The organism is Amycolatopsis sp. NPDC051372, assembly GCF_040682095.1.
In the GTDB taxonomy this organism is placed as follows: Bacteria; Actinomycetota; Actinomycetes; order Mycobacteriales; family Pseudonocardiaceae; genus Amycolatopsis.
On sequence record NZ_JBFBAF010000033.1, the window covers coordinates 13,532 to 38,629 of the forward strand.

23 protein-coding genes and 1 pseudogene are annotated in these 25,098 nt (G+C 71.5%); 8 read left to right on the forward strand and 16 right to left on the reverse strand.

The window, feature by feature from the left end; translation table 11 throughout:
- Positions 1 to 10 precede the first annotated feature (10 nt).
- Positions 11 to 448: a hotdog fold thioesterase gene (locus AB0M56_RS38590; protein ID WP_364185584.1), complete on the reverse strand. Its 438-nt coding sequence runs from the start codon at positions 446 to 448 to the stop codon at positions 11 to 13.
- Between the two features lie 62 nt (positions 449 to 510).
- On the opposite strand from AB0M56_RS38590, the gene polA reads away from it, so the two are divergent.
- The 3 genes from polA (at position 511) to AB0M56_RS38605 (ending at position 4,513) form a co-directional block, all read left to right on the forward strand.
- Positions 511 to 3,252 (forward strand): DNA polymerase I, encoded by a 2,742-nt coding sequence (gene polA / locus AB0M56_RS38595; RefSeq protein ID WP_364185586.1) that lies wholly within the window; start codon positions 511 to 513, stop codon positions 3,250 to 3,252.
- Positions 3,253 to 3,447: 195 nt separating this feature from the next.
- Positions 3,448 to 4,002 (forward strand): EF-hand domain-containing protein, encoded by a 555-nt coding sequence (locus AB0M56_RS38600; protein ID WP_364185588.1) that lies wholly within the window; start codon positions 3,448 to 3,450, stop codon positions 4,000 to 4,002.
- Positions 4,003 to 4,057: 55 nt separating this feature from the next.
- Positions 4,058 to 4,513 carry a MarR family transcriptional regulator gene (locus AB0M56_RS38605; RefSeq protein ID WP_364185590.1) on the forward strand — a complete coding sequence of 152 codons (456 nt, stop codon included), beginning with the start codon at positions 4,058 to 4,060 and terminating at the stop codon, positions 4,511 to 4,513.
- 353 nt (positions 4,514 to 4,866) lie between these two features.
- Here AB0M56_RS38605 and AB0M56_RS38610 read toward each other — a convergent pair whose 3' ends face one another.
- From AB0M56_RS38610 to AB0M56_RS38635, 6 genes are all read right to left on the reverse strand, one after another.
- A complete protein-coding gene (locus tag AB0M56_RS38610) occupies positions 4,867 to 5,694 on the reverse strand; it encodes a DUF72 domain-containing protein (protein WP_364185767.1) in 828 nt (275 codons plus the stop codon).
- Between the two features lie 287 nt (positions 5,695 to 5,981).
- A complete protein-coding gene (locus AB0M56_RS38615) occupies positions 5,982 to 6,554 on the reverse strand; it encodes a TetR/AcrR family transcriptional regulator (RefSeq protein ID WP_220242041.1) in 573 nt (190 codons plus the stop codon).
- Complete coding sequence (locus AB0M56_RS38620) at positions 6,551 to 8,446, reverse strand: YhgE/Pip domain-containing protein (protein WP_364185769.1); 1,896 nt, start codon at positions 8,444 to 8,446, stop codon at positions 6,551 to 6,553. The genes AB0M56_RS38615 and AB0M56_RS38620 overlap by 4 nt, the downstream gene beginning before the upstream one ends.
- A gap of 26 nt (positions 8,447 to 8,472) precedes the next feature.
- On the reverse strand, positions 8,473 to 9,204 hold the full coding sequence (locus AB0M56_RS38625; RefSeq protein ID WP_364185592.1) for an ABC transporter ATP-binding protein: 732 nt from the start codon (positions 9,202 to 9,204) through the stop codon (positions 8,473 to 8,475).
- Between the two features lie 142 nt (positions 9,205 to 9,346).
- Positions 9,347 to 10,270 (reverse strand): GNAT family N-acetyltransferase, encoded by a 924-nt coding sequence (locus AB0M56_RS38630; protein ID WP_364185594.1) that lies wholly within the window; start codon positions 10,268 to 10,270, stop codon positions 9,347 to 9,349.
- Between the two features lie 19 nt (positions 10,271 to 10,289).
- Positions 10,290 to 11,153 carry a class I SAM-dependent methyltransferase gene (locus AB0M56_RS38635; protein ID WP_364185596.1) on the reverse strand — a complete coding sequence of 288 codons (864 nt, stop codon included), beginning with the start codon at positions 11,151 to 11,153 and terminating at the stop codon, positions 10,290 to 10,292.
- Between the two features lie 302 nt (positions 11,154 to 11,455).
- Here AB0M56_RS38635 and rpsA point away from each other — a divergent pair, with 302 nt between their 5' ends.
- Positions 11,456 to 12,961, forward strand: coding sequence for a 30S ribosomal protein S1 (gene rpsA / locus AB0M56_RS38640; protein WP_364185598.1), 1,506 nt, complete (start codon positions 11,456 to 11,458; stop codon positions 12,959 to 12,961).
- Between the two features lie 171 nt (positions 12,962 to 13,132).
- Here the strand turns inward: rpsA and AB0M56_RS38645 are convergent, their stop codons facing one another.
- Positions 13,133 to 13,765: a TetR/AcrR family transcriptional regulator gene (locus AB0M56_RS38645; protein ID WP_364185600.1), complete on the reverse strand. Its 633-nt coding sequence runs from the start codon at positions 13,763 to 13,765 to the stop codon at positions 13,133 to 13,135.
- Between the two features lie 225 nt (positions 13,766 to 13,990).
- Here AB0M56_RS38645 and AB0M56_RS38650 point away from each other — a divergent pair, with 225 nt between their 5' ends.
- Both AB0M56_RS38650 and AB0M56_RS38655 read left to right on the forward strand, forming a co-directional pair.
- Positions 13,991 to 14,431, forward strand: coding sequence for an OsmC family protein (locus AB0M56_RS38650; RefSeq protein ID WP_364185602.1), 441 nt, complete (start codon positions 13,991 to 13,993; stop codon positions 14,429 to 14,431).
- A gap of 18 nt (positions 14,432 to 14,449) precedes the next feature.
- Positions 14,450 to 15,439: a DJ-1/PfpI family protein gene (locus AB0M56_RS38655; protein ID WP_364185604.1), complete on the forward strand. Its 990-nt coding sequence runs from the start codon at positions 14,450 to 14,452 to the stop codon at positions 15,437 to 15,439.
- A 50-nt stretch (positions 15,440 to 15,489) separates the two neighbouring features.
- Here AB0M56_RS38655 and AB0M56_RS38660 read toward each other — a convergent pair whose 3' ends face one another.
- On the reverse strand, positions 15,490 to 15,705 hold the full coding sequence (locus AB0M56_RS38660; RefSeq protein ID WP_285965965.1) for a hypothetical protein: 216 nt from the start codon (positions 15,703 to 15,705) through the stop codon (positions 15,490 to 15,492).
- Positions 15,706 to 15,920: 215 nt separating this feature from the next.
- On the opposite strand from AB0M56_RS38660, the gene coaE reads away from it, so the two are divergent.
- Together coaE and thrS are read left to right on the forward strand one after the other, a co-directional pair.
- Positions 15,921 to 17,108, forward strand: a complete 1,188-nt coding sequence (coaE, locus tag AB0M56_RS38665; protein WP_364185606.1) for a dephospho-CoA kinase — start codon at positions 15,921 to 15,923, stop codon at positions 17,106 to 17,108.
- Positions 17,109 to 17,227: 119 nt separating this feature from the next.
- Entirely contained in the window at positions 17,228 to 18,502 is a 1,275-nt protein-coding gene (gene thrS, locus AB0M56_RS38670) for a threonine--tRNA ligase (protein WP_364185608.1), read from the forward strand.
- A 3-nt stretch (positions 18,503 to 18,505) separates the two neighbouring features.
- Here the strand turns inward: thrS and AB0M56_RS38675 are convergent, their stop codons facing one another.
- The 7 genes and pseudogenes from AB0M56_RS38675 to AB0M56_RS38705 all read right to left on the reverse strand — a co-directional run bounded on the left by AB0M56_RS38675 (position 18,506) and on the right by AB0M56_RS38705 (position 25,081).
- Complete coding sequence (locus AB0M56_RS38675) at positions 18,506 to 19,081, reverse strand: HD domain-containing protein (RefSeq protein WP_364185610.1); 576 nt, start codon at positions 19,079 to 19,081, stop codon at positions 18,506 to 18,508.
- A gap of 21 nt (positions 19,082 to 19,102) precedes the next feature.
- A complete protein-coding gene (locus tag AB0M56_RS38680) occupies positions 19,103 to 19,729 on the reverse strand; it encodes a response regulator transcription factor (protein ID WP_364185612.1) in 627 nt (208 codons plus the stop codon).
- Positions 19,726 to 20,046: pseudogene (locus AB0M56_RS38685) on the reverse strand (ATP-binding protein); the annotation flags it as partial. The pseudogene AB0M56_RS38685 and the gene AB0M56_RS38680, both read right to left, overlap by 4 nt.
- A gap of 133 nt (positions 20,047 to 20,179) precedes the next feature.
- Positions 20,180 to 21,226, reverse strand: a complete 1,047-nt coding sequence (locus AB0M56_RS38690) for a histidine kinase (RefSeq protein ID WP_364185614.1) — start codon at positions 21,224 to 21,226, stop codon at positions 20,180 to 20,182.
- A complete protein-coding gene (locus AB0M56_RS38695; RefSeq protein ID WP_364185616.1) occupies positions 21,223 to 22,749 on the reverse strand; it encodes a glycosyltransferase family 39 protein in 1,527 nt (508 codons plus the stop codon). The genes AB0M56_RS38690 and AB0M56_RS38695 overlap by 4 nt, the downstream gene beginning before the upstream one ends.
- 92 nt (positions 22,750 to 22,841) lie before the next feature.
- The gene (locus AB0M56_RS38700) at positions 22,842 to 24,353 is read right to left on the reverse strand and encodes a glycosyltransferase family 39 protein (protein ID WP_364185618.1); all 1,512 of its coding nucleotides are present in this window, start codon (positions 24,351 to 24,353) and stop codon (positions 22,842 to 22,844) included.
- Positions 24,354 to 24,355: 2 nt separating this feature from the next.
- The gene (locus AB0M56_RS38705; RefSeq protein ID WP_364185620.1) at positions 24,356 to 25,081 is read right to left on the reverse strand and encodes an ABC transporter permease; all 726 of its coding nucleotides are present in this window, start codon (positions 25,079 to 25,081) and stop codon (positions 24,356 to 24,358) included.
- Positions 25,082 to 25,098: the final 17 nt, after the last annotated feature.

Sequence of the window (25,098 nt, forward strand, 5' to 3'; positions counted from 1 at the left end):
AGCGGGTGCGTCAGGCACCTGGCGGCTTGTCCCGGACGACGCACGTGAGACGAGCCGTGCAGGTGCGCCGGCCCTGGTCGTCCGTGAGCACGATCTCCGCGGTGATCGTGCCGCGCCCGACGTGCAGCGGGGTCGCGACGCCGGTGACCGTGCCGGAGCGGACGGCGCGGTGGTGTGTGCAGGACAGCTCGAGGCCCATCGCGGCGCGGTCGGTGCCCGCGTTTAGCGCGGCGACGTACGAGCCGAGCGCTTCGGCAACGGTGGCGTTGGCTCCGCCGTGCAGCAGGCCGTACGGCTGGAGGTTGCCCTCGACGGGGATCGTGCCGACCACGCGCTCGGGGGTGGCCTCGAGAATCTTCAGCCCGATCTTGTCGTTCAGCTGCTGGTCGGCGGCGGGGTCGATCCCCGCGCGGGTTTCCAGCGCCAAATCGCCGGCCTGCTCGGTCACGCAATGCTCCTCAACCTATGCGACACGTAAGAGTGTCGGGCCCTCACCTTAGACTCGCTCCCGTGAGCCCGAGTGAGAACCGAACCGTAGCGAACGCCACAGCAGCCACGACCACGGCCGAGCGGCCCCGCCTGCTGCTCATCGACGGTCATTCGATGGCCTACCGCGCCTTCTTCGCACTGCCCGCGGAGAACTTCAAGACGAAGACCGGTCAGGTCACCAACGCGGTGTTCGGCTTCACCTCGATGCTCATCAACCTGCTGCGCGACGAGGCGCCCACGCACCTCGCGGTGGCGTTCGACCTGTCGCGCAAGACGTTCCGGTCGGAGACGTTCGCCGACTACAAGGCCAACCGCAGCACCACGCCCGACGAGTTCCGCGGCCAGGTCGACCTGGTCAAAGAGGTGCTCGACGTGCTGGGCATCCCGTCGCTGGTCAAGGAGAACTTCGAGGCCGACGACATCATCGCCACCCTCACCACGCAGGCCGGCGCCGAGAACTTCGACGTGCTGATCTGTACCGGCGACCGCGATGCGCTGCAGCTGGTCAACGAGCACGTCACCGTGCTCTACCCGAAGCGCGGCGTGTCCGACCTGGTCCGCTTCACGCCTGACGCGGTGGAGGAGAAGTACGGCCTCACGCCGACCCAGTACCCCGACTTCGCGGCGCTGCGGGGCGACCCGTCGGACAACCTGCCGGGCATCCCCGGGGTGGGGGAGAAGACGGCGGCGAAGTGGATCCGGCAGTTCGGCACGCTGGCCGACCTGATCGACCGCGTCGACGAGGTCAAGGGCAAGGTCGGCGACGCGCTGCGCGAGAACCTGACGGCGGTCACCCTCAATCGCCAGCTCACGGAGCTGGTGCGCGACGTGCCGCTGGACATGGTCCCCGACCAGCTGGAGCTGCGGCCGTGGGACCGCGACGCGGTGCACCGCCTGTTCGACGAGCTGGAGTTCCGCGTGCTGCGCGACCGGCTCTTCGCCACGCTCAGCAGCGCCGAGCCGGAGGCCGAGGAGGGCTTCGACGTCTCGGGCGAGGCGCTCGCGCCCGGCGCGCTCGGAGCCTGGCTCGCCGCGCACACCGGCGAGGGCGAGCCGGTGGCGCTCGCGTTCCGTGCCACGGGCACGTCGATCCGCTCCGACCTGCGGGCGCTGGCGTTCGCGTGCGCCGACGGCGAAGGCGCGTACGTCGACGTCACGGCGATGGACGAGGCCGACGACACCGCGCTGGCCGCGTGGCTGGCCGACGAGAAGATCCGCAAGATCGGCCACGACCTCAAGGTGGCGCTGCACGCGGTGCGCGCCCGCGGCTGGACGCTCGCGGGGCTGGTGCTCGACACCGCGCTCGCGGCCTACCTCGTGCGGCCCGGCCAGCGGACCTTCGAGCTCGACGACCTGGCGCTGCGCTACCTGCACCGCGAGCTGCGCTCGGAGGCCGCCGAGGGCGACGGCCAGCTGTCGTTGCTCGACGGCGGCGCCGAAAGCCTGGAGCAGAAGGAGATCTCCGACGAGCTGGTGAAAGCCCGCGCGATCTTCGAGCTCGCCGGCGCGCTCGGCAAGGAGCTGGAGGACCTCGGCGGGGCCAAGCTGCTCGCCGAGCTGGAGCTGCCGCTGCTCGAGGTCATCACCGAGCTGGAGGCTGCGGGCATCGCGGTGGACGTGGAGCAGCTCACCGAGCTGGAGGCCCACTACCTCACCCGCGTCACGCAGGCCGCCGAAGAGGCGTACAAGGTGATCGGCAAGCAGATCAACCTCGGTTCGCCGAAGCAGCTGCAGGTCGTGCTGTTCGAAGAGCTCGGCATGCCGAAGACCAAGCGCACCAAGACCGGCTATACCACCGACGCCGAGGCGCTGCAGAGCCTGTTCGAGAAGACCGAGCACCCGTTCCTGCAGCACATGCTCGAACACCGCGACGCCACGCGGCTGCGCACCACCGTCGAGGGGCTGATCAAGTCGGTCGCCGACGACGGGCGCATCCACACCACGCTGCAGCAGACCATCGCCGCGACCGGGCGGCTGTCGTCGGTCGACCCGAACCTGCAGAACATCCCGGTGCGCACGGAAGAAGGCCGGCGCATCCGCGACGCGTTCGTGGTCGGCGAAGGTTACGTCGAGCTGATGACCGCGGACTACAGCCAGATCGAGATGCGGATCATGGCGCACCTGTCGACGGACGAGGGCCTGATCGAGGCCTTCAACAGCGGCGAGGACCTGCACACGTTCGTCGCTTCGCGCGCGTTCTCCGTGCCCGCCGAGGAGATCACGGCGGAGCAGCGCTACCGCGTCAAGGCGATGTCCTACGGCCTGGCCTACGGGTTGTCGGCCTACGGGCTTTCGCAGCAGCTGCGCATTTCGACCGAGGACGCGAAGTCGCAGATGGAGGCATACTTCAACCGCTTCGGCGGCGTGCGCGACTACCTGCAGTCCGTGGTCGGCGAAGCCGGGAAGACCGGCTACACCGAGACGATCTTCGGCCGCCGCCGCTACCTGCCCGACCTCACCAGCGACAACCGCCAGCGCCGCGAAATGGCGGAGCGCATGGCGCTCAACGCGCCGATCCAGGGCAGCGCGGCCGACATCATCAAGGTCGCGATGCTCAACGTGCACCGCGAGCTGGTCAAGGCGAAGCTGCGCAGCCGCGTGTTGTTGCAGGTGCACGACGAGCTCGTGCTGGAGGTCGCCGAGGGCGAGCGGGCCGAGGTCGAGAAGCTCGTGCGCGAGGGCATGGGGTCGGCCTACCACCTGGCCGTGCCGCTGGAGGTTTCGGTCGGCTACGGCCGTTCGTGGAACGAAGCCGCGCACTAGAACTCCGAACGGACCAGAAAGGCTCCTTCCCCGCGGGGAAGGAGCCTCTTCGGTTACTTCGCGTCACTAACGAAATCACCGGGTCGGGCCGGGGGAGAACCCGGGTGCCGGTGCAGGTGATCTTGAGTCGCGACAACGCTGAGCTTCGCCCACGGGGTCCCCGGCCAAGGGGGATCGGAGAAAGGACCGCGAACGATGGCGAGTGAACTGCAGAGACGCAAGATCTCCACGGTGTTCGGGGCGATGGACGTCGACGGCGACGGATTCCTCACCGAGGCCGACTTCCAGGCGCTCACCGACCGTTGGACGAAGGCGCGCGGCCTCGCTCCCGACTCGCCCCAGGCGGCGCGGCTGAGCGAGATCATGATGGGCTGGTGGACCACGCTGCTCGCCGCGTCCGACATCGACCGCGACGAGAAGGTGACGCTCGACGAGGTCCTGCTCGTGGTGGACCAGCTGGGGGACATGCCCGACTCGGTGCGCGGCACGGCGGCCGCGATGTTCGAGGCCATCGACGAGAACGGCGACGAGCGCATCTCGCGCGAGGAGTACCGCCGGCTCATCGAGACGTGGAACGGCACGGCCACCGATACCGACGCGGTCTTCCCGGTGCTGGACCTCAACGGCGACGGCTACCTCACGGCCGACGAGTTCACCGAGCACTGGCTCGAGTTCTGGGCCGGCGACAACGCCGACGCCCCGGGCACCTGGGTGTTCGGCCGGTTCGACGTGCCCCTGGGCGCCCGCTGACGAGCCGCGTGCCGCGGCCGCACCTCCGGCGGCCGCGGCACGCGCACGGGGAGACATGATGTACGAGATCTCCGATCTCACGGAGAACGGCGCCACTTCGGGTGCCGGCTTCTGGCTCCACCAGGCGGCGCTGGTCTGGCGCGCCGCGCTCGACGTCCGGCTGCGCCCGCTGGGCCTCACGCCCACGCAGTTCCTCCTGCTGTCCGCGGCCGCCCGCCTCGAGCGCACCGCCGGCCCCGCCACCCAGCAGGAGGTGGCCGAACACGCCGGTGCCGACCGCATGATGACGTCGAAAGTCCTGCGGGCGCTGGAAGTCCGCGGCCTGCTCACCCGCACCGCCCACGAACGCGACGCCCGCGCCGTCCGCGTCTCCCTCACCCGCGCGGGCCGTGACCTGGCCGCCGAAGCCGCGGCCATCGCCACCGAGTTCGACCGCGCTTTCTTCGGCCCCGCCGCGGAACGCCTCGCCCGCGAGCTCCGGTCCGTCGCGGAAAGCCGCGGAAGGTCCTGACCACTGACGGCGGAGGAAGCATCGCCGACGGCGCCGAACGGGTAAGTGCACTGGTCCGGGATTCCCACGCGACGCAACCCCGCACCCCCTCCCCGGCACCCCGATCCGAAGCCTCCGTCAACACAATCCAGCTTCGGGGTGCACCCCCAACGCAACACGCCCTGCGAGGAGGGTCGCCCGGGTGGATTTCCAAGCCGCGCGAAGACCTCGGCGGGTGCGGCTGCGCGACCAGAGCGCCAGGTCCGGGGCAGGACGCGCTGATCGCCAAGACCGGCGTCGAGAGCAAGCTCGACTGGCGCCGCGACGGTGACCGCGTGGCGTGCCACCGAGGGTCCGATGTGGACTGTCCCAGCTCAGAACAGCGTCGGCGGTCCCACCGGCATCGGCTCGGCGAGGGGCTCCAGTTCGGGTACGCGCGCCCGCACGTCGTCGTGGAAGCGGCGGGCCAGAAGCAGCGCGTCGGCGTTGTCCGGGGTGTGGAGGAAGACCGTGGGAGAGCGGCCTTCGCGCAGCCAGTGCACCACGGCGTCGGCCCAGGCGCGCCAGCCGGCGGCCGTCTGGTCGGGGTCGTCGCGGCCGATGTAGCGGACGACGGGGTCGGCGGTCAGGGCGCGGATCCGCCGGGGCATGCGGGGCTTCTTGAGCCACGCTTCCTGTTCGGCTTCCGATGTCGGCCGCTGAGAGAACAACACCGTGGTGTCGAAGGTGATCCATTCGGCGCCGGCGCCGGCGAGGACGCGTTCCAGGGCCTGGGCGGCGCGCGCGTCTTCGAAGAACGCGCGGTCGCGGACCTCGACGGCGTAGCGGTACTCGCGCGGCAAACGCCGCAGGAAACCCGCGAGGGCGCCGAGGGCCTCCGGTGAGAACGACGGCGGGAGCTGGATCCACAGGGTGTGGGCGCGCTCGCCCAGCGGCTCGATCGCCGCGAGGAACGGGCCCAGCACTGCGTCGACGTCGCCGAGACCGCGTTCGTGCGTGATCGGCTTCGGCAGCTTGAGCACGTAGCGGAAATCGGGCGAGGTCTGCTCGGCCCAGGTCTCGACCGTGGCGCGGGACGGTGTGGCGTAGAACGTCGTGTTGCCCTCGACCGCGTTGCACCACGTCGAGTACGCGCGGAGGCGCTCTCGGGGTGCCAGGGGGTGCGGCAGGAGCCGGCCCTGCCAGGGCGCGTGCGTCCACATCGCGCAGCCGACGTGGAGTTTCACGCGGGCGAGCTTAGCGGGCGCGCCGGCGGCGTCCGTGAGGTGATTCACCCGGGTCACCCGCCCGGTCAGCGGTACCCGCGTCACGGCCGCCTCACTTAGCGTGACATGCGCAGGTGTCGATCGATAGCGGAGGACCGAGAGATGATCAAGCGGCTCTTCAAGTTCGTCATGCGCCACGGTTGCTGCGCCGCGTGCACCGGCAAGGGCTGCGGCTGCTGCGCCAACTGCGGCTGACCCGGCGCGCGAAAGAACAGTCCGGGGTCTCAGCCTCGGCCGAGGCCCCGGATCAGCACCATCACCGAGTCGCGCACGTCGGCCCGGGTGCGGGCGGGCTGGAAGACCTGCCAGTCGAGCGCGACGACCAGCATCGTCCCGAACAGGCCCGCCGCCGCGGTCTCGATGGCGACGCCCGCGGGCAGCCGGCCGGCCTCGTCGAGGCGGTGCAGCTGCCCCTTCACGATCGAGATGATCTCTTCGCGCAGCAGCGCCAGCGTGTCGTGCCACTGGCCCGGCGTGCGCCACAGCTCGCTCACCACGATTTGCGAGAACCCCGGGTACTCGGCGATGAACTGCAGCGTCGTGTCGACCTGCGCCTCGATGACGTCGAGCGGCTCGCCGTCGGTCACGGCCGCGCGCAGGCGCCCGGCCAGCAGGTCGACGCCGAAGCGGAGCAGGCTGTCGACCAGCCCGTCCTTGGACCCGAAGTTGTAGTACACCGTGCCCTTGGCGACGCCGGCCTCGGTCGCGATCTCGTCCACCGTCAGCCCCACGAGGCCCCTGCTGGCCGAAAGCCGCAGGGTCGCCTCGAAGAGCTTCCGCTTGGTCGTCTCCCTCATAGGCTCAGCTCGGGCTTCAGCGCGGACACCGTCCAGACGCGGTGCTTGCGGGCCGCCAGCGTCGACAGCACGATCCCGCCGACGAGGTAGGCCAGCAGCACCCCGACGTCACCGAGGATCTGCAGCGACGCGCCGGAGTAGAGCAGGTGCCGGAAGCCGTCGATGGCGTAGCCCATCGGCAGCACGACGTGCAGCGGGTAGAGCGCGTCGGGGATCGTCTGCCACGGGAACGTGCCGCCCGCGCTCACCAGCTGCAGCACCAGCAGCACCAGGCCGAGGAACTTGCCGACGGCGCCGAAGAACGCGTTGAGCGCGTGCACCACCGACGTGAACGCCAGCGAGACGAGGATCGCGAACCCGATCGCGCCCAACGGGTGCGCGATGTGGATGCCGACCAGCCACGTCACCGCGGCGAACAGCACGATCACCTGCGCGATGCCGAGCACGGCCGACGACAGCCAGCCGCCCAGCGCCACCCGCAGCGGCGCGGCGCCCCCGGTCAGCGCCCGCGTGGACAGCGGGCGGATGAGCAGGAACAGCACGAAGGCGCCGATCCACGTGGCCAGCGAGATGAAGAACGGGGCCAAGCCCGCGCCGTACGTGCCCGCCGAGGCGACGCCGTTGGCCGTGACCGCGACCGGGTCGGCGATGGTGTTCGCCGTGGCGGTGCGCGTCGGGTCGTCCGGGTTCGGGATCTGCGATAGGCCCGAGGACAGCCCGTCGCGCAGCTGGTTCGCGCCGCTCGCGAGCTGGTCGGTGCCCGTGACGGCGGTCTTCTCCCCGTCGTCGAGCTTCGCCGCGCCGTCGCGCAGCTGGTTGGCGCCATCGGACGCCTGCGCGATCCCGCTGGTCAGCTGCGGCGTGGCCGAAGCGAGCTGGTGGGCACCGTCCGACACCTGACGGGCGCCGCTCGCCAGCTTGGCGAGGTCGCCGTTGGCCGACTGGATCTTGGTGTTCGCTTGATCGACGGGCGAGCGCAGCTGGTCGAGCTGCGCCAGGATGCCGTTGACCTGGGTGTCGGACAGGCCCGCATTGTGCAGGTCGGAGTCGAGCTGGGCGCGGTAGCCGTCGAGCTTGCCCTGGATGTCGGCCGACGCGGACGCGGCGAGCGAGGCGGCGTCGGCCACTTGCTGGTTGCCGTCGGCGACCTGGCCGGCACCGGTCGCGAGCTGCTGGGTCTGGCTCGGCAGCTGCGCGGTGCTCGTCTTCAGCGTGTTCAGCCCGGTCGCGAGCGTGCCGGAGCCGGTGGCGAGCTGACTCGCCCCGTCGGCGAGCTGGTGCTGGCCGGTCTGCAGCTGCGCGGCGCCGTCGGCGAGCTGCTTGGCGCCGTTGGCGGCGTCGGAGATCTTGCCGTAGATCGTGGAGAAGCCCACGAGGAACCGGTCGGCCGCCTCGCCGCCCACCTTCTCGGCGATGGTCTTGCGCACCTGGTCGGCCACCTGCTTCGCGATGGTGCCCGCGAGGTAGTTGTTGGCGTCGTTGGTGGTGAGTGTGATCGTGGCCTGCTGCGGCGTGAAGTTGCCCGACGACAGCAGTGCGGTGGAGAAGTCGCGCGGGATGCCGATGGCGAAGGAGTACTTGTCGTCGCGCACGCCGTCACGGGCGTCCTTTTCGGACACGTCGTGCCACTGGAAGGTGCCGGACTTCACGAGTTCGTCGGTCACCTCACGTCCGACGTTGCGGGTGGCACCCGTCGAGTCCTTCGCGCCGGCGTCGCTGGTGAACACGGCGGCGGGCAGCTTGTCGAGACGGCCGTACGGGTCGTAGTTCGCGTACAGGTAGAAGGACGCGTAGAGCAGCGGCACCAGCACGAGCGCGGCCATCGCCAGCTTCGGCAGCGTGCCGGCCGAGAGCCGGCGCAGTTCGTTGAGGGCGATGCGGAAGGCGTTCAGGCCGCCGGCCCGCTTGTCGGGGGCGGTCATGCCGGTTCTCCTTCAGCGCTGACGTTTTCAGCGACGGGCTCTTCGGCGACAGGCTCTTCGGCATTGGGCTTTTCGACGGTGGGCTCCTCGATGCGGGGGAGCAGGCGCACCGGCCCGGGCTGGTCGGTCGACCCGATGCGGGCCGGGGGATACGGGAGGGCGGACGCGGGTGTCGTCGCGGTGAGCACGGCGACGGCGAGGCCGCGCCTGGCGTGCTCCTCGGCGACCGCGGTCCACGTCTCGACGAGACTCGTGTGCCGGTCGGGGGTGTCGAGCACGAGCACACGCACGCCGGTGCGTTCCGCGGCCAGCTCGGCGAGCAGCCGCGTGCGCAGCGCGGGCTCGAGGTTCTCGAAGCGGGTGCCGGCGAAGGGGGCGGCGTCGTGCTCGGTGAGCCAGCGCGCCACGTCCTCCTTGCCCGCGGGCCGGTGCGCCAGGGCGAGCTCCTCGCCCGCGACCACACGCAGCGGCAGCGCCTCGTCGGGCTCGCTCACGCCCGGGGCGTCGACCACGGCGACGAGGTCGCGCAGCAGGCCGGGGACGTCGGCGGTGACCGTGCCGGTGCTCGGCTTGACGCGGCCGGCCAGCGCGAGGCCGAGCGCGGTGATCCCGACGCCGGGCTCGCCGTGGACCAGCGTCACGCAGCCGTCCTCGACGGTCAGCGAGGTGGGTGGCAACAGTGTGCCGTGGGGGCCCTCCAGGGACACCCGGTCGGCTCGTACCTGCACGGGGACACTCCAATTTCTCCACTGACCGGACTTTTGAACTGACCGGTCAGTGCAAAAACTTAGCGCACATGATCAACGAGCGGCAAGGCGGGTGGTCGCACGTCACACGACCGGGGTGGCGGTGTCCGGTGAGCGGTCCTGGTCAGCGCAGCGCGGTCGCCGGGTGGGCTTCCCACGACGTCCACAGTGGACGATAGCCCTGCCGGTGCCAGAACACCGAGGACAGCGGGTTCATCGGGTTGTAGTAGAGGTACGCGCCGACCGTGCCGGGACGCAGCAGCTCACGATGCACTCGGTCCATGAGGACACGTCCGATCCCGCCGCCGCGGTGGCCGGGCGCGGTCACGACGTTGTTCACGTACGCCCACAGCCCGGGCGGCAGGAGCTCGGCCGCCTCGGTGCCCGGAGCCGAGTCCACCCACGCGCACTGGGCCAGCGCCACCGGACGGCCGCCGGCTTCCGCGAGCCAGGTGGCCGGTTCGTCGAGTGAGCGGCGCAACGCGGGCGCCAGCAACTCCGCCGTCTGGTCCCGACGGCGATGCGCCACCAGTCCGGTGTAGTCGAACGTGGCCGCGCACAGCCGGAGCACGGTGTCGAAGTCGCCCGGCCCGGCCAGACGCACGGCGATCCCGTCGGCGTCGGCGGCACCCGGTTCAGGCGGTGGCGGGTCCGTCCGCACGGCGAGCGCGGACATCGGGGCGAGCCCGTGGTCGAGGAACGCCCGGATCGCCTCCGCGTCGCGGCTCGGCCAGTTCACCACGCACGCGGAGTCGGCTTCGGCCGGCTCGGTGTCCACGAGGGACCGCAGCTCGCCCAGCAGGAGATCGAACCCCTCGGTGCCGGCGGTGTCCGCGTCGGGGAACAGCTGCCACACCTGCGCGGCCGACCACAGCAGGGGAGTGTCGCCGGGGCCGTGGCGGTGGCGCTGCACGACCCCGGACACGCGCGCGCCCGCGCCCGTCACCGCGCCGACCCGCTCGCCGGCAGCGTCGCTGATCGACGGCGCGGGCGGCGGCAGCAGCGGGTCGAGCGCGGCGAACCGCGCGGCGGGTTCGGTGGTGGCCACGAAGGCGCAGCGTAGCCGCTCAGGAGCGGCGCGTGCGGAAGATCGCCGTGCCGGGGAAGAGCTTGCCGCGCAGCGGGCTCCACTGACCCCACGTGCGCGTGTGGCCCTCGGGCCACTCGGGCTCCAGCAGGTCCTCGAGCGCGAAGCCGCCGGCGGCCAGCGCGCGCACGTAGTCGCCGAGCGTGCGGTGGTACTCGACGTAGGTGGCCTCGCCGTCGTCGTCGACCTCCACGTACGGCGTGCGGTCGAAGTACGGCTGCGTGACGGTGAGCCCCAGCGGGCCCGGGTCGTCGGGGAAGATCCACCGCATCGGGTGGGTCACCGAGAACACCCACGGCGCACCTGGGCGCAGCACGCGGTGCACCTCGACGAAAACCCTCGCGAGCGAGGGAACGAACGGCAGCGCGCCGAACGCGGAGCACGCGGCGTCGAAGCTGCCCGAGGCGAACGGCAGGTACTCGGCGTTGGCCTGGACCAGGGGCACGGTGACGCCGGTGCGCTCGTTGCCCTCGCGCGCGTGGCGCAGCATCCCGCCGGACAGGTCGGTCGCCACGGCGTCGGCGCCCGCCGAGGAGAGCCAGCGCGAGCACGCCGCCTGGCCGCAGCCGACCTCCAGCACCCGTCGGCCGCGGACTTCGCCGAGCAGCCGCACGTCCTCCTCGCGCACGCCCTCCGGGCACCAGACGAAGTCGGTGTCGCCCAGGAACTCGCCGTGGGTGGCCTGGTAGTCGTCGGCGTCGGCGTCCCACCAGGCGAGGTTCGCCGCGGCCGCCTCGCCGCCGCTGACCGCGCGGTACGCGACGCCGGCCGTGCCGAGCTGCAGCTCGGCGTGGGCGTGGCGGTCGGCTGTGTCCGCTGCGGGGGCTGCCGAGTGGTCGGACATGCTGGGTCCTTCCGGGAATGACGGGGAATGCCGGCGCCGGCCGAAACGCTGCCGGAAGGGTACCGGGAGCTGTGGGGACCCTGATTGTGTGCCCTACCGGGGCCCGCGTACGATACGTGTTAGCGCAGTGGGTTCGCGCTGCCTGGGTCTTCACTTGCCGGGGGAGCGCACCGTTTGCGGGTCATGCCGCGGTCGTTCACTGGTGGACGTTGCTCGTGGGATCGTCGCATGTCCCGTATTCACGCCCGGACGCGCTGCCAACCAAACACCCTACGATCCCATCCACCGGAGCAACCCGCCTAATGACCACCGACACCGCCACCGCCCCGACCGCCCCCATCGGGGCCCCACAGGTCGCCATCAACGACATCGGGTCGGAGGAAGACTTCCTCGCGGCTATCGACAAGACCATCAAGTACTTCAACGATGGCGACATCGTCGAGGGCACGATCGTCAAGGTCGACCGCGACGAGGTCCTGCTCGACATCGGCTACAAGACCGAGGGCGTCATCCCCTCGCGCGAGCTTTCCATCAAGCACGATGTCGACCCGGCTGAGGTTGTCTCCGTCGGCGATGAGGTCGAAGCTCTCGTTCTCCAGAAGGAGGACAAGGAAGGCCGCCTGATCCTGTCCAAGAAGCGCGCTCAGTACGAGCGCGCCTGGGGCACGATCGAAGAGCTCAAGGAGAAGGACGAGCCCGTCAAGGGCACCGTCATCGAGGTCGTCAAGGGTGGTCTCATCCTGGACATCGGCCTCCGCGGCTTCCTTCCCGCCTCGCTGGTCGAGATGCGCCGCGTGCGCGACTTGCAGCCGTACGTCGGCCGTGAGCTCGAGGCGAAGATCATCGAGCTCGACAAGAACCGCAACAACGTGGTCCTGTCCCGCCGCGCCTACCTCGAGCAGACGCAGTCCGAGGTCCGCAGCGAGTTCCTCAACAACCTCGCCAAGGGCCAGGTCCGCAAGGGCGTCGTGTCCTCCATCGTCAACTTCGGTGCCTTCGTGGACCTGGGTGGCGTCGACGGCCTGGTGCACGTCTCCGAGCTGTCCTGGAAGCACATCGACCACCCGTCCGAGGTTGTCGAGGTCGGCCAGGAGGTCACGGTCGAGGTTCTGGACGTCGACATGGACCGCGAGCGCGTCTCGCTGTCGCTGAAGGCGACCCAGGAAGACCCGTGGCGCCAGTTCGCCCGCACCCACGCGATCGGCCAGATCGTGCCGGGCAAGGTCACCAAGCTCGTCCCGTTCGGTGCGTTCGTGCGCGTCGAGGAGGGCATCGAGGGCCTGGTGCACATCTCCGAGCTGGCCGAGCGCCACGTGGAGATCCCGGAGCAGGTCGTCCAGGTCAACGGCGACGTCATGGTCAAGGTCATCGACATCGACCTCGAGCGTCGTCGCATCTCACTGTCGCTGAAGCAGGCCAACGAGGGCGTCACGCCGGACACCGAGTTCGACCCGACCCAGTACGGCATGGCCGCCGAGTACGACGCCGAGGGCAACTACATCTACCCCGAAGGCTTCGACCCGGACACCCAGGAGTGGCAGGACGGCTTCGACAAGCAGCGCGAGGAGTGGGAGCGGCAGTACGCCGAGGCCCTCACGCGCTACGAGGCCCACATGGCGCAGGTCAAGAAGGCTGCCGAGGCCGACGCCGAAGCCGCTGCCGACGCCGCCACCGGCATCGAGGGTGGCAGCGGGGGCGGCGACCAGACCTACACCTCCGCTCCGGCCGAGGCCAAGAGCGGCGGCACACTGGCCAGCGACGAGCAGCTCGCGGCTCTGCGCGAGAAGCTGTCGGGCGGCCAGGGCTGAGTCACGCCTGACGCTGAGCACCACTGAGCTCTGACACCGCGGCCCCGGTCCAGTTCGGACCGGGGCCGCGGTGTTTTTCGTCTGTGCTCAAGGTGTTCGAAGTGGACGACGCCGAGGCCGGGGTGGAGGAAGGTCGGCCGAACCCGGCCTGCGCGGTGGCGTGGGCCGGTGTCAGTTGCGGAGGCCGAGCCCGGTGATCATCGACAGCACGCCGGTGCGGTACATGACCTCGTTGGCTTCGTCGGTCGGCTCGATGAACCAGTCGCTCAGCGGCGTCTGCGAGCGGATCGTGAGCTCCACACTGACCAGGCCGTGCATCGACGTCCACAGCAGATAGCCGTAGTCGCGCGAGTCCCTGCCGGGATCGCCGATGCGGCGGATCTTGCCGACGAACATCGCGAACGTCGTGCGCAGCACCGCCGTGCGCAGCTCCGGGTCCGGGTCGTAGCCGTGGACCGATCGTTCGAACATCATCGCGTAGCGAGCCGGGCTTTCCAGCGCGAAGCGGCGGTAGGCCAGTGCGACCTCGAGCAGGTCCGCGACGCCGTCGTCGGTCTCCGGTGGCACGTCGAGCAGTTCGTCGCGCAGGAGGTCGAATGCGCGCTCGTACAGCGCGTCGAGCAGGCCGGTGCGGCCGCCGAAGCGCGTGTAGACGGTGATGGTCGACGCCCCGGCCGCCTCAGCCACGCCACGCACGGTGAGGCCGGCGACGCCGCGGTCGGTGAGCACGTTGAGGGCGGCGTCGAGGAACCGGCTCCGGTTGTGCTGGTCGGCGGGCTGCGTCGACAGATGGCGGGTGGCCACGACCGTTACCCCCTTCGCCCGTGCCGCGCAGGACAGGTCCGCGTCTCGCCTGCCGAAGATACGATATTCGCGCTCGCTTGGGAACTTCGCCATGCGGCCGGATCTGTGGGATCTTCGTCCTGTGGACCTCGCCACGGCGTGGCACCACTTCGTCCACAAGCGACGTTGGGTTAGCTGCAGCGGTGCAGCGGCACCGTCGAGTACCCCGACCAGGAGGCGAACCGGATGACTGAGCCGGAACCGGGCACTGTTGTCGTCAGTGAAACAGGCGAAGGCCGCTTCACCCAGCACGTGACCGCGGGCAGTTTCGAGCTCGTCGTGGACGAGCCCAAGTCGGTCGGCGGCGACGGCAGCGGCCCGACTCCGTACGACCTGCTGCTCGGTGCGCTGGGTTCCTGCACGGCGATCACGCTGCGGATGTACGCAGACCGCAAGAACATCCCGCTGGCGAACGTGAGCGTCCGGCTGCGCCACGACCGCATCCACGCGCGCGACTGCGAGCGCTGCGAGACCGAGGTCGGCATGATCAGCCGCATCACCCGTGAGATCGAGCTCGAGGGCGACCTCGACGACGAGCAGCGCGCGCGGCTGCTGGAGATCGCGGAGAAGTGCCCCGTGCACCGCACGCTGGAGCACGAGATCGACGTCCGGACGAAGCTGGTCTGAGGAAACGGGGTGCGCGCCATGGAGCGGAGCGAGCGGGTTGTCGTGGTCGTCTACGACGCGGTGCGGCTCCTGGACGTGACCGGGCCGCTCGAGGTGTTCGGGATGGCCAACGAGCACGGCGCGCACTACGAGCTGCTCACCGCGTCGCCGGGCGGCACCGACGTGCGCACCACCACTGGTACGCGCCTGGGTGCGGATGTGGCGCTGGAGGACGTCGACGTCGAGGGCGGCACGCTCGTGGTGCCGGGCAGCCCGAACTGGCAGATCACCGTGACCGACGAGCACCTGCTCGACGAGGTCCGCCGCCTTTCCCGCCAGGCGCGGCGCACGGCGTCGGTGTGCGCGGGCGCCTTCACGCTCGCGGCCGCCGGACTGCTGGAGGGCCGTCGAGCGGCCACGCACTGGGAGCTCGCCGACCAGCTCGCGCGCCGCTACCCGGGCGTCGAGGTGGACTGCGAAGCGATCTTCGTGCGCGACGGTTCGGTGATCTCCTCGGCCGGCGTCACCTCCGGCATCGACCTGTCGCTGGCCCTCGTGGAGGAGGACCTCGGCTCCGAGGCCGCGCGGCTCGTCGCGAAGCACCTCGTGGTGTTCCTGCAGCGGCCCGGCGGGCAGTCGCAGTTCAGCGTGCGCCTGGCCGCTCAGCCGGCGCGCAACGACTTGCTGCGCGGGATCATGGACCGCATCACCGCCGACCCCTCGGCCGACCACAGCCTGTCTTTGCTCGCCAACGACGCGGGCGTCAGCGTCCGCCACCTCACGCGGCTGTTCCGCGACCAGATGGGCACCTCGGTCGCCCGGTTCGTGGAGAGCACGCGCCTGGAGGCGGCGCGGCAGCTGCTGGAGACGGGCACGGACCCGCTCGACGTGGTCGCGCGCCGCACGGGGTTCGGCTCGGCGGAGACGCTGCGCCGGGTGTTCACGCGGGAGCTGGGTGTGCCGCCGAGCGCCTACCGGGCGCGCTTCCGGACCACGGGCACACCCGCGTTGGCCGGTGCGGGCCGCTAGGGCGTTCAGGCCGCGGTCGTTCAGGCCGCGGTCGTTCAGGAAGCAGCGGCTCAGGAAGGCGAGACGACCGGAACCCAGATGCGTTCCAGCGCCGCGGCGCGGGCGCGGCGGCGGAGGCCGGCGAAGCTGTGCTGGGCGGGTACGAGGAGGGCGCTGAGCCACGTGCGCCGGTATTCGGCGAGGGCTTCCGCCACCGGGCGGTAGCCGACGCAGTGCACCAGTCCCGGCGTTCCGAGCCGGTGCTTGCCGACGTGCTTTTCCGCCATCGTTCCTCCGTGTGGGCGACCCTTCCGCCGCGCACGGTACGCAATCGCACCGGTAAATCCGGGTAGCCGCCCGGCGTGTCACCCGGATCAGTCAGCCAGTTCCGGACAATGTCCTTGATTTTCGACTTGGGGTGTGCCTTTACCCGTGCGAGTGCACGTGCAGGGCTCTGACGTCCCCTGATCGGGTGGCGCACGGGTCTGGCTAGGGTGAGGTCATGCTGCGAGTGGGCCTGACGGGCGGGATCGGCGCGGGGAAATCGACGGTGGCGAACCGGTTCGCCGAGCACGGTGCCGTGCTCGTGGACTCCGACCGGATCGCGCGTGAGGTCGTGGAGCCGGGCACACCCGGGCTGGCGGCCTTGGTCGAGGCGTTCGGCGAGGACATCCTGTCCGCCGACGGGTCGCTCGACCGTCCGGCGCTGGCCGCGAAGGCGTTCGCCGACGACGCGTCGCGCAAGCGCCTCAACGGGATCGTGCACCCGCTCGTGGGGGCGCGCACGGCCGAGCTGATGGCCGAGGCGGCCGACGACGCGGTGATCGTCCACGACATCCCGCTGCTCGTTGAGGGCAACCTGGCGCCGGCATACCACCTCGTGGTGATCGTCGACGCGCCCGTGGAGGTCCGCGTGCGCCGGCTCGTGGAGGCGCGCGGCATGGCGGAAGCCGACGCGCGGGCGCGGATCCGCGCGCAGGCCAGCGACGAGCAGCGCCGCGCGGTCGCCGACGTCTGGCTCGACAACGGCGGCGCGCAGGACGGGGTGCTCGCCGAGGTCGACGCGCTGTGGGCCGACCGGCTCGTGCCGTTCGAGGCCAACCTGCGGCTGCGCAAGCCGCGCCCGCCGATGTCGCCGGTGATCGTGCCCTCCGACCCGACGTGGCCGCTGCAGGCCGAACGCCGGCTCGCGCGGCTGCGGCAGATCGCGGGGAAGCGGCTGCTGCGCGCCGACCACATCGGGTCCACCGCCGTCCCCGGGCTGCCCGCCAAGGACGTCCTCGACCTGCAGCTCACCGTTCCCACGTCGGCCGACGCCGACGCGCTCGCCGAACCGCTGGCCGACGCCGGTTTCCCCCGGCTGGAGGGCGACTGGTGGGACGACCCGCAGGACGGCTCCGCCGCGCCGTGGCCGAAGCGCCTTCACGTGGGTGCCGACCCGAAGCGCCCGGTGAACCTGCACGTCCGCACCCCCGAGACCCCGGCGTGGCGCCTCGCGCTGCTGTTCCGCGACTGGATCCGCGCGAACCCAGGCGAGCGTGACGCGTACGCGGCGGTGAAGGAGCAGCTCGCGCGCGAGCACTCGGCCGACGGCACCGTCGCGGACTACGCCGACGCCAAGCAGGGCTGGGTCAACGACGCGTTCACCCGCGCCGAGATCTGGGCCGAGCAGACGTCGTGGCAGCCGTGAAAACCGGGTGCGCGACCGGCGGTGACGCTGTTAGCGTCGCCGGCATGCAGCGCTCGGCCAGCACGACGACGCCGGACACCGTCCCGGCGCGCTGAAACCTGAGCGAACCAAGCCCCGGGGTGGCCGCCCCGGGGCTTCGTCGTGTCCCCAGGGTTTCCGCCTCGGCCGTCCACGAGGAGACCCCGATGCCCGACCACCGCAGGATCGGCCGTGAGCTCGGCCTGTTCGGCACCGACCCGCTGCTCGGCGCCGGCCTGCCCTACCTGCTGCCCGACGGTGCCGTGATCCGGCACGAGCTGGAGGAGTACGTCCACGATGTCGAGCGCCGCGCGGGCTACCGCCACGTGTACTCGCCGGTGCTCGGCAAACGCGAGCTGTACGAGATTTCGGGGCACTGGGCGCACTACCGCGACGACATGTTTCCGCCGCTCGACGTCGGCGGCGAGCAGCTCGTGCTGCGGCCCAGCCTGTGCCCGCACCACGCGCTGATCTACCGCTCCCGGGCGCGCAGCTACCGCGAGCTGCCGCTGCGGATCGCCGAGCTGGGCGGGATGTACCGCGCGGAGCTGTCCGGGGTGCTCGGCGGGCTCGGCCGGGTGCGTGCGATCCAGCTCAACGACGCCCACCTGTTCTGCCGCCTCGACCAGGTCGCCGACGAGGCCCGCGGTGCGCTGGAGCTCATCCGCCGCGTCCATGCCGACCTCGGGCTGCGCCCGGCGCGCTACCGGCTCTCGCTCGCCGGCGGCTCGGGGGACTACGTGGGCTCCGCCGAGCACTGGGCGCGCGCCGAAGCCCTGCTCGTCGAGGCGCTGGAGGGCTTCGACTACGACGTGGCGCCGGGCGAAGCGGCGTTCTACGGCCCGAAGGTCGACGTCCAGGTCACCGACAGCGCCGGGCGCTCGGCCACCCTCTCCACCGTCCAGGTGGACTTCCACCAGCCCGAGCGGTTCGACCTCGGGTACGTCGGCCCCGACGGGGCCGTGCACCGGCCGATGCTGGTGCACCGCAGCCTGCTCGGCAGCCTGGAACGCGCGATGGCGCAGCTTCTCGAAGAGCACGGCGGGGCCTTGCCACCGTGGCTCGCGCCGGTGCAGATGGTGGTGCTGCCGGTCTCGGAAGCTGAGCTGCCGCGGGCTTGCGCGCTCGTGCGCTGCGGTCAGGAAGCCGGTCTGCGGGTGGTGCTCTCCTCGCCTGACCAGGGGAGCCTGAGCGCGCGGATCCGAGACCACCGGCTCGTGCCGTACCAGGCGGTGATCGGCGCCCGGGAGGCCGAGGCGGGCCTCGTCGCACCCCGGCTGCGCGACGCACAGCGCCTGGATCCGTTGCCGGCGGCGGATTTCGTGGCCGCGGTCGCCGAACGCGTCGCGGCGCGCGGGGCGGTGTTGTGGCAGTGAACGTCAGCCGAGCGGGTTCACGGCGAGCCGGTCCGCGATCCCGCTCGCGACGGCGCCGCCCGCCGCGCTGTCGGGCTTGCGCGCCGCCTGGTCCTCGAAGCACGCCAGGAATTCCGCGCCGAAGTCCAGCCGCGGGTAATGCGTGAGGATCGTCGTCCGCACCTCGGCCGGGAACTCCTCCGGCCGCCGGCCGGAGACGTCCCAGCTCGTGGCGACCTGGAGCAGGTGGGATTCGGGGTCGGTGCTCGCGGGGACGTCCTCGCGCATGTGCGCGACGATGATCTCTTCGACATGGGCGGCGCGGTCCGCCGGCCAGCCGGCTGCGGCCCCGAACACCCACGCCAGGTGCCCGCCCGCGTCCTCGAACGGGAGGCGGTGGTTGTCGAACTCGGCGGTGAGGCCGAGGTCGTGCAGCAGCGCCGACACGTAGTAGAGCTCGTCGTCGAACGCGATCCCGTGGGCCGCCGCATAGTGCGTGCCCCAGAGATACGAGCGGACGGAGTGGTTCAACAGCGCGGCCGAGTAGAACCGCGTGGCCACGGCCAGCGCGGCCGCGGCGGCGGGCGCTTCCGGGAACATCGGCTCAGCTTCGCACAGGAATCACGAGCCGAGCAGGCCTCGTTCGAACGCCACGGCCACCGCGGCGGCCCGATCTTTCACGCCGAGCTTCGCGTACGCGTGGATCAGGTGCGTCTTCACCGTGGCCTCGCTGATGAAGAGCTTCTTCGCCGCGTCCTTGTTCGTGGAGCCGCGCGCGACGAGCGTGAGCACCTCGATCTCGCGCTGCGACAACGGTTCCTTCGTCGGCGCGCGCATCTGGCCCATGAGCCGGCTCGCGACGGCGGGGGAGAGCACAGCCTCGCCGCGGGCCGCCGCGCGCACGGCGCGGAACAACTCCTCGCGCGGCGCGTCCTTGAGGAGATACCCCGTGGCGCCGGCCTCGATGGCGGGCAGGACGTCGGAGTCGGTGTCGTACGTGGTCAGGACCAGCACGCGCGCCGGGTTGCCGAGGCGGGCGAGCTCGGTGATGGCCGAGACGCCGTCGGTGCCCGGCATGCGCAGGTCCATCAGCACCACGTCGGGCTTGAGCGACACCGCGAGCGTCACGGCTTCGGCGCCGTTCGCGGCTTCGCCGAGCACCTCGAAGCCGTGCTCGCCGGTGAAGATGCCGCGCAGGCCGTCGCGGACGATCGGGTGGTCGTCGGCGATGAGCAGCGTGACGGTCATGCTGACGCCCCCTGGTGGTCGATCCCGCCGTCTTTCAGCTCGCCCAGTGTGGCAGCCGGGACGGCGAGCAGGTTCACCGAGATCGCCGTGCCGCCACCGGGTTCCGACTCCACGTGCAGCGTGCCCGCGAGCCGCTGCACGCGGCTTCGCATCCCGGGCAGCCCGAAGCCGCCTTCGCTCGGGGGCGGGTTTTCGGGATCGAAGCCGACGCCGTCGTCGACCACGTCGAGCGTGACCTCGTCGCCCATGTAGGACAGCGTGAGCCCCACCCGGCCGGCCTGTGCATGTTTGGCCACATTGGACAGTGCTTCCTGCGCCCCAACAAGCCCGCAGCCGGGAGTCCCTGCAGAAGGTGCTGGCCGCGGCCGAGCACGTGCTCGCCGACGGGGGCATCGAGGAGTTCACCGTCGGCGCGGTCGCCGACCGGGCGGGGCTGTCGGTGGGAGCGATCTACCGCCGGTTCTCGGGCGTGATCCGCAGCAGCGTCGCCTCGATCTCCGGGTGCAGCGCCTCGGCCGTGCCCGTGGTCGAGAACGCGGCGGGCACGGTGGTGCGCTCGCTCCACAACCGCGCCACCTCGGCGAGCGCGTCGGGCAGCGTCGCCGACTCCAGCGGCTCCGGCCGCAAGGCGTGCACGGACCGCCGCGCCGCGGTCAGGTTCTCGCGCGCGAGCGCCTTCGCGGTGTCGAGGTGCCGCTGCCACTCGGCGGGGTTCTCCCGGGCCTGGGCGGCGGCTTCGAGCTGCGTGATGATCCCGGTGAAGCCCTGGGCGAGCGTGTCGTGGATCTCCTGGCTCAGCCGCTGCCGCTCGTCGAGCACGCCGGCTTCGCGAGCCTGGGTGAGCAGTTGCCGTTGCAGGCCCCGGTTTTCGGCCTCGGCGGCGGCGAGCTTGTCGAGCGCCCGTTTGCGTTCGGCGCTCTGCCTGCCGACAGCCGCGAACACCGCGCCGCCTCCGCCGATCGCGGCCGTCTGCACGATCACCAGCGTCACCCAGATCGCCGGGGCCGTGGCCAGCGCCTCGATCGGGCCGCCGTTGGCGACGGTGTTGATCAGCAGCGACGTGACGGCCACGCCGAGGATCGACATCACCAACGGCCGCATCCGCATGGCGGCGAAGAAGCCGTGGACCATGAAGATCAGGAAGTAGGTCTCGCGCGCTTCGAGCGCGGAGCCGAAACTCACGACGCCCACAAAGCTCAGCGCCGCGAAGGCGGCGTTCTCGCGCACCCGGGCACTGGGCAGTTTTTGGGTCAGCACAAGCCAGACCGCGGCGCCGACGGCGATCGCGAGCGTGGTGAGCCGGTGGGCGCTCGTCTGGTCGGCCCGCACCAGGCTGAGCACGGTCGGAATCGCCAGCAGCACGAACGGGGCGTTCGTCTCGGCGCGGTTGAACCACGAGTGCCAGCGCAGCGGGGGTTCCCCTTCGTGCAGCGACAGCGGTGCGAGAAGCGAGCCGCGCCAGTCGAGCTTCACGTCCCGCGCGTCTTCGGACTTCATGCCTTCAGATCTTTCACCTGGGGCCAGATCACCGGCCAGCTTTCGGTGCGACCGGTGAGCAGCCAGATCGGCAGGTGCTCGCTGGCATTGAGCACACCCAGGCGGTTCTGGACCGAGCCGACGACCCGCGCGTCGCGGAAGTGCGGCGCGAGCTTCGCGGGGTCGGCGCCCACGAACAGCACGGTGTCGACGTCGTCGGCCGGCCTGCCGAAGTACCAGAAGCCGCGGCTGCCGCTGTAGGCCTCGGGGAGACCGGCCTCCGGGCCGTACCGGTCGAGTGCGCCCGCCTGCCAGTAGCCCGCGGTGACGAGTGCGGTGTGCGAGCGCTGCTCGGGTGGCAGCGCCCGGTAGACGTCCGCGACGGAGGCGGCCAGGTCCGGCCAGCCGACCTCTTCGGTCGCGTACGCGGGATGCGGCGCGTCGGGGTGCTCCACGAGCCACTGCGCCGGCCACACCGGCAGCGCGTACGGGAGGCTGAAGAGCGCGGACAGCACGAAGACCGGCCACGTCGGCACCCACCGCCACCACAGCGCGGGCCGGCGGTCCTGCAGGTGCACGGCCGCCGCGGCCCACAGGATTCCGAACATGCCGGCGGCGTAGTAGAAGCGGCCGCCCGCGACGAGGAACACCGCGACCACGCCGATCGCCGTCCAGCCGAGAAACCGGTACGGCCGCAGGCTTCGCGCGGAGAGCAGCACACCGAGGCCGTAGCAGACGCCGAGCGCGCCGATCACGAGTCCGGCGCCGGCAAGCAGGCCCGGCAGGAACTCCGCGCGTCCGCCTGCTTCGGCGACCTCGTGCGAAACCGCGTCGCCCATGCCCAGCTGCGGCCAGCCGTTGAGCGACTGCCACAGCAGCGTCGGCACGCACGCGAGCGCGGCGATTCCCGCGCCGGCCCAGAGCTTGGGCCGGCGCAGCAACTCGCGCGGGCCGAAGACGAGCACCGTCACAGCGGTGATGGCCCAGAACGCGCCGATCAGGAACTTCACGTTGAGTGCCACGGCGGTGACCAGGCCCAGCCACAGCAGGAGATTGTCGTCGCGGGTGCGCAGCCACCGCACGAGCAGCCAGAGAACCAGCGTCCACAGCAGCGGGTCCACGGTCGAGGTGGCGAGGTAGTGGCCGCTGCCCACGAACTGGCCGCAGATCGCGTACGCGGCGGCTGCTCGCGTCTGGGCCTTCCGGCCGCCGCCGAGCTCACGCGCGATCAGCGCGGTCACCACGACCCCGGCGGCGGTGGCGAGGATGGCCGGCAGCCGGAAGACCACCAGCGAGCCCGGCGCGATCGCGTCCATCAGCGCGGCGAGCAGCGGCAGCACCGGCGGCTGGTCGGCGTATCCGAACGACAGGTGCTTGCCGGCGGCGAGGAAGTACAGCTCGTCGCCGAAGTAGCCGTACCGGCCGGCCGTGGCCAGCAGGACCGCCGCGGTCCCGGCCGCGAGCAGCGCCACCGGACGCCGCGCGAACTCGGTGACGGCCGCGCCGTGCCTGGTCGGTGTGGTGGCCGTGGTCACGGCGTCCATCGTGCTCCCTGCTGCTGTCCGGGCCCGCTGCGCGGCACCCTACGGGCGGGGCCCGGCACCACCGGCTGGTGTGTGGCGCCGGGCACACCCGGTCAGCTGTGCGTGTTCACCAGTTCCGGCCAGATCTCCTGCCACGGCTGCCGTCGCCCGGTGGCGAGCCACAGCGGCGTGTCGTCGGCGACGCTCGGCAGGGCCGCACCGGTGTCGACCTTTCCGACCTGGCGCAGGTCGGTGAAGTGGCCGAGCAGCGGCCGCGGGTCGGCGCCGACGTAGAGCACGCTGGTGTCTGAGTCCGGCGGCACGACCAGCGTCGCGTAGCCGCGGTTCGGGCTCGCGGGCTCGGGCAGGCCCAGCGGGCGGCCGTACTCCTCGAGCGCGCTCGCCGACCAGTAGGACTCGCCGACCAGGGCCGTGTGCGCCGGGTCGGGCAGCTTCGCGAACTGGTCCGCCACCGAGCGCGCGGCCTGCGGCCAGCCGATCTCGACGAACGCGAACGTCGGTGACGGCAGCGCGGGGTTCGCGGCGAGCCACGGCTGCGGCCACACCGGCAGCGAGATCGGCAGAGCCAGCAGCACCGCGACGACGTACACCGGCCAGGTCGCGAGCCAGCGCCACCAGCGCGAGGCCCGGCCGGTCTCCAGCGCCACGGCGGCCGCCGCCCAGCACGGCGCGAACATGCCGGCGATGTAGTACGACCGGCCGTTGACCACCACGAACACCAGGGCCAGGCCGAGCGTGGTCCACGCCAGGAAGCGGTATGGCCGCAGCTGCCGCGAGCGCAGCAGGCGCCACAGGCCGTAGCACAGGAGCACGATCCCGATCGGGAACCCGGCGGTGAGCAGCGCCGAAGGCAGCCACAGCAGGCGCCCGCCCCACGTCTGGTCCACCTCGGCCGAGATCGCCTCGCCCATGCCGAGCTGCGGCCAGCCGTGCGTCGCCTGCCAGATAAGCGTCGGGACGAGCGCGGCCACCGCGATGGCCGCGCCGACCCACAGCTTCGGCCGCCGCAGCAGCTCCCGCGGCCCGAAGACCAGCAGCGCGATGATCGCGACGGCCCAGAGGCCGCCGATCAGGAACTTCACGTACAGCGCGACGGCGGTGACCACCCCGGCCCACAGCAGCAGGTTGTCGCCGCGGGTGCGGATCCAGCGGACCAGCAGCCAGATCACCACGGTCCACAGGAACGGGTCCAGCGTCGAGGTGGCCAGATAGTGACCGGAGGCGATGAACTGCGTGCTGACCGCGCACGTGGCCGCGGTCAGCGCCTGGGCATTCGCGCGACCGCCGAGCTCGCGGGCGATCAGGGCGGCGAACACCACCGACGCGACCATCGCGAGCATCGCCGGGAGCCGCAGCGCGAAGACCGAGCCGGGTGCGATCGTGTCCATGGCCCGCGCCAGCAGGGGCAGCATCGGCGGCTGGTCCACGTAGCCCCACGCCAGGTGCTTGCCGGCGGCGAGGAAATAGAGCTCGTCGCCCATGTAGCCGTAGCGGCCGGCGGTGAGCAGCAGCGCCACGCCGAGCAGGCCGGCCAGCACGAACACCGGGACGCGGGCGAACGGGGCGGCCACGCGCCGGGCGGCCGGCAGCGTCGTCACGGACATGCTCACTCCCACCGGAAGGTGCGGGCCGCGATCGCCGAGCAGACCACGGCGAAGGCGACGAGCGAACCGAGCTGCAGCAGCTCGGGCGAGTTCCCGGCGGCCGCTTCGCGCAGGCCGTTGATGGTCGCGCCCAGCGGCAGGACGTCGGCCACGTGCTGCAGCACCGGCGGGAGCTGCTCCTTGGGCACCCAGACGCTGCCGAGCGCGAGCATCGGGAAGAATGCCGCGGCGCCGATACCGCTGGCCGCGCGGTTGGTGGGCGCGAGCGCCGCGATCAGCGTGCCGACGGAGAACAGCGCCAGCGCGCCGAGCACCATCACCAGGAGGAACCCGCCGAGGTTCTCCGGCAGCGCCATGCCGAGCGCGATCCTGCCCACCCCCAGGACGAGCAGGATCGCGACCGCGGCGGCGGCGAGGTTCACGAGCAGCTGAGCGGCGAGCAGCCGTCCGGGTGGCACGGGGCTGGCCGAAAGGCGCTTGAGCACGCCCTTCTCGCGGTACGTGGCCACGGCGGCCGGGAACAGCATCACCGCGAGCATCGCGAGGAGGATCGCCACGGCCATCGGCGCGATCAGGGTCGGCAGCGGCGCGTAGCCGCCGAACTCGGCGCTGGGCTTGCTCGAACCCGGCATCAGGCCGAACACGAGCAGCAGCGCCAGCGGGATGCCGACCATGGTGACGGGTGCCCCCGGGTCGCGCAGGAACAGCTTCGCCTCGACGGCGGTCATTCTCGTGAGCATTTCGT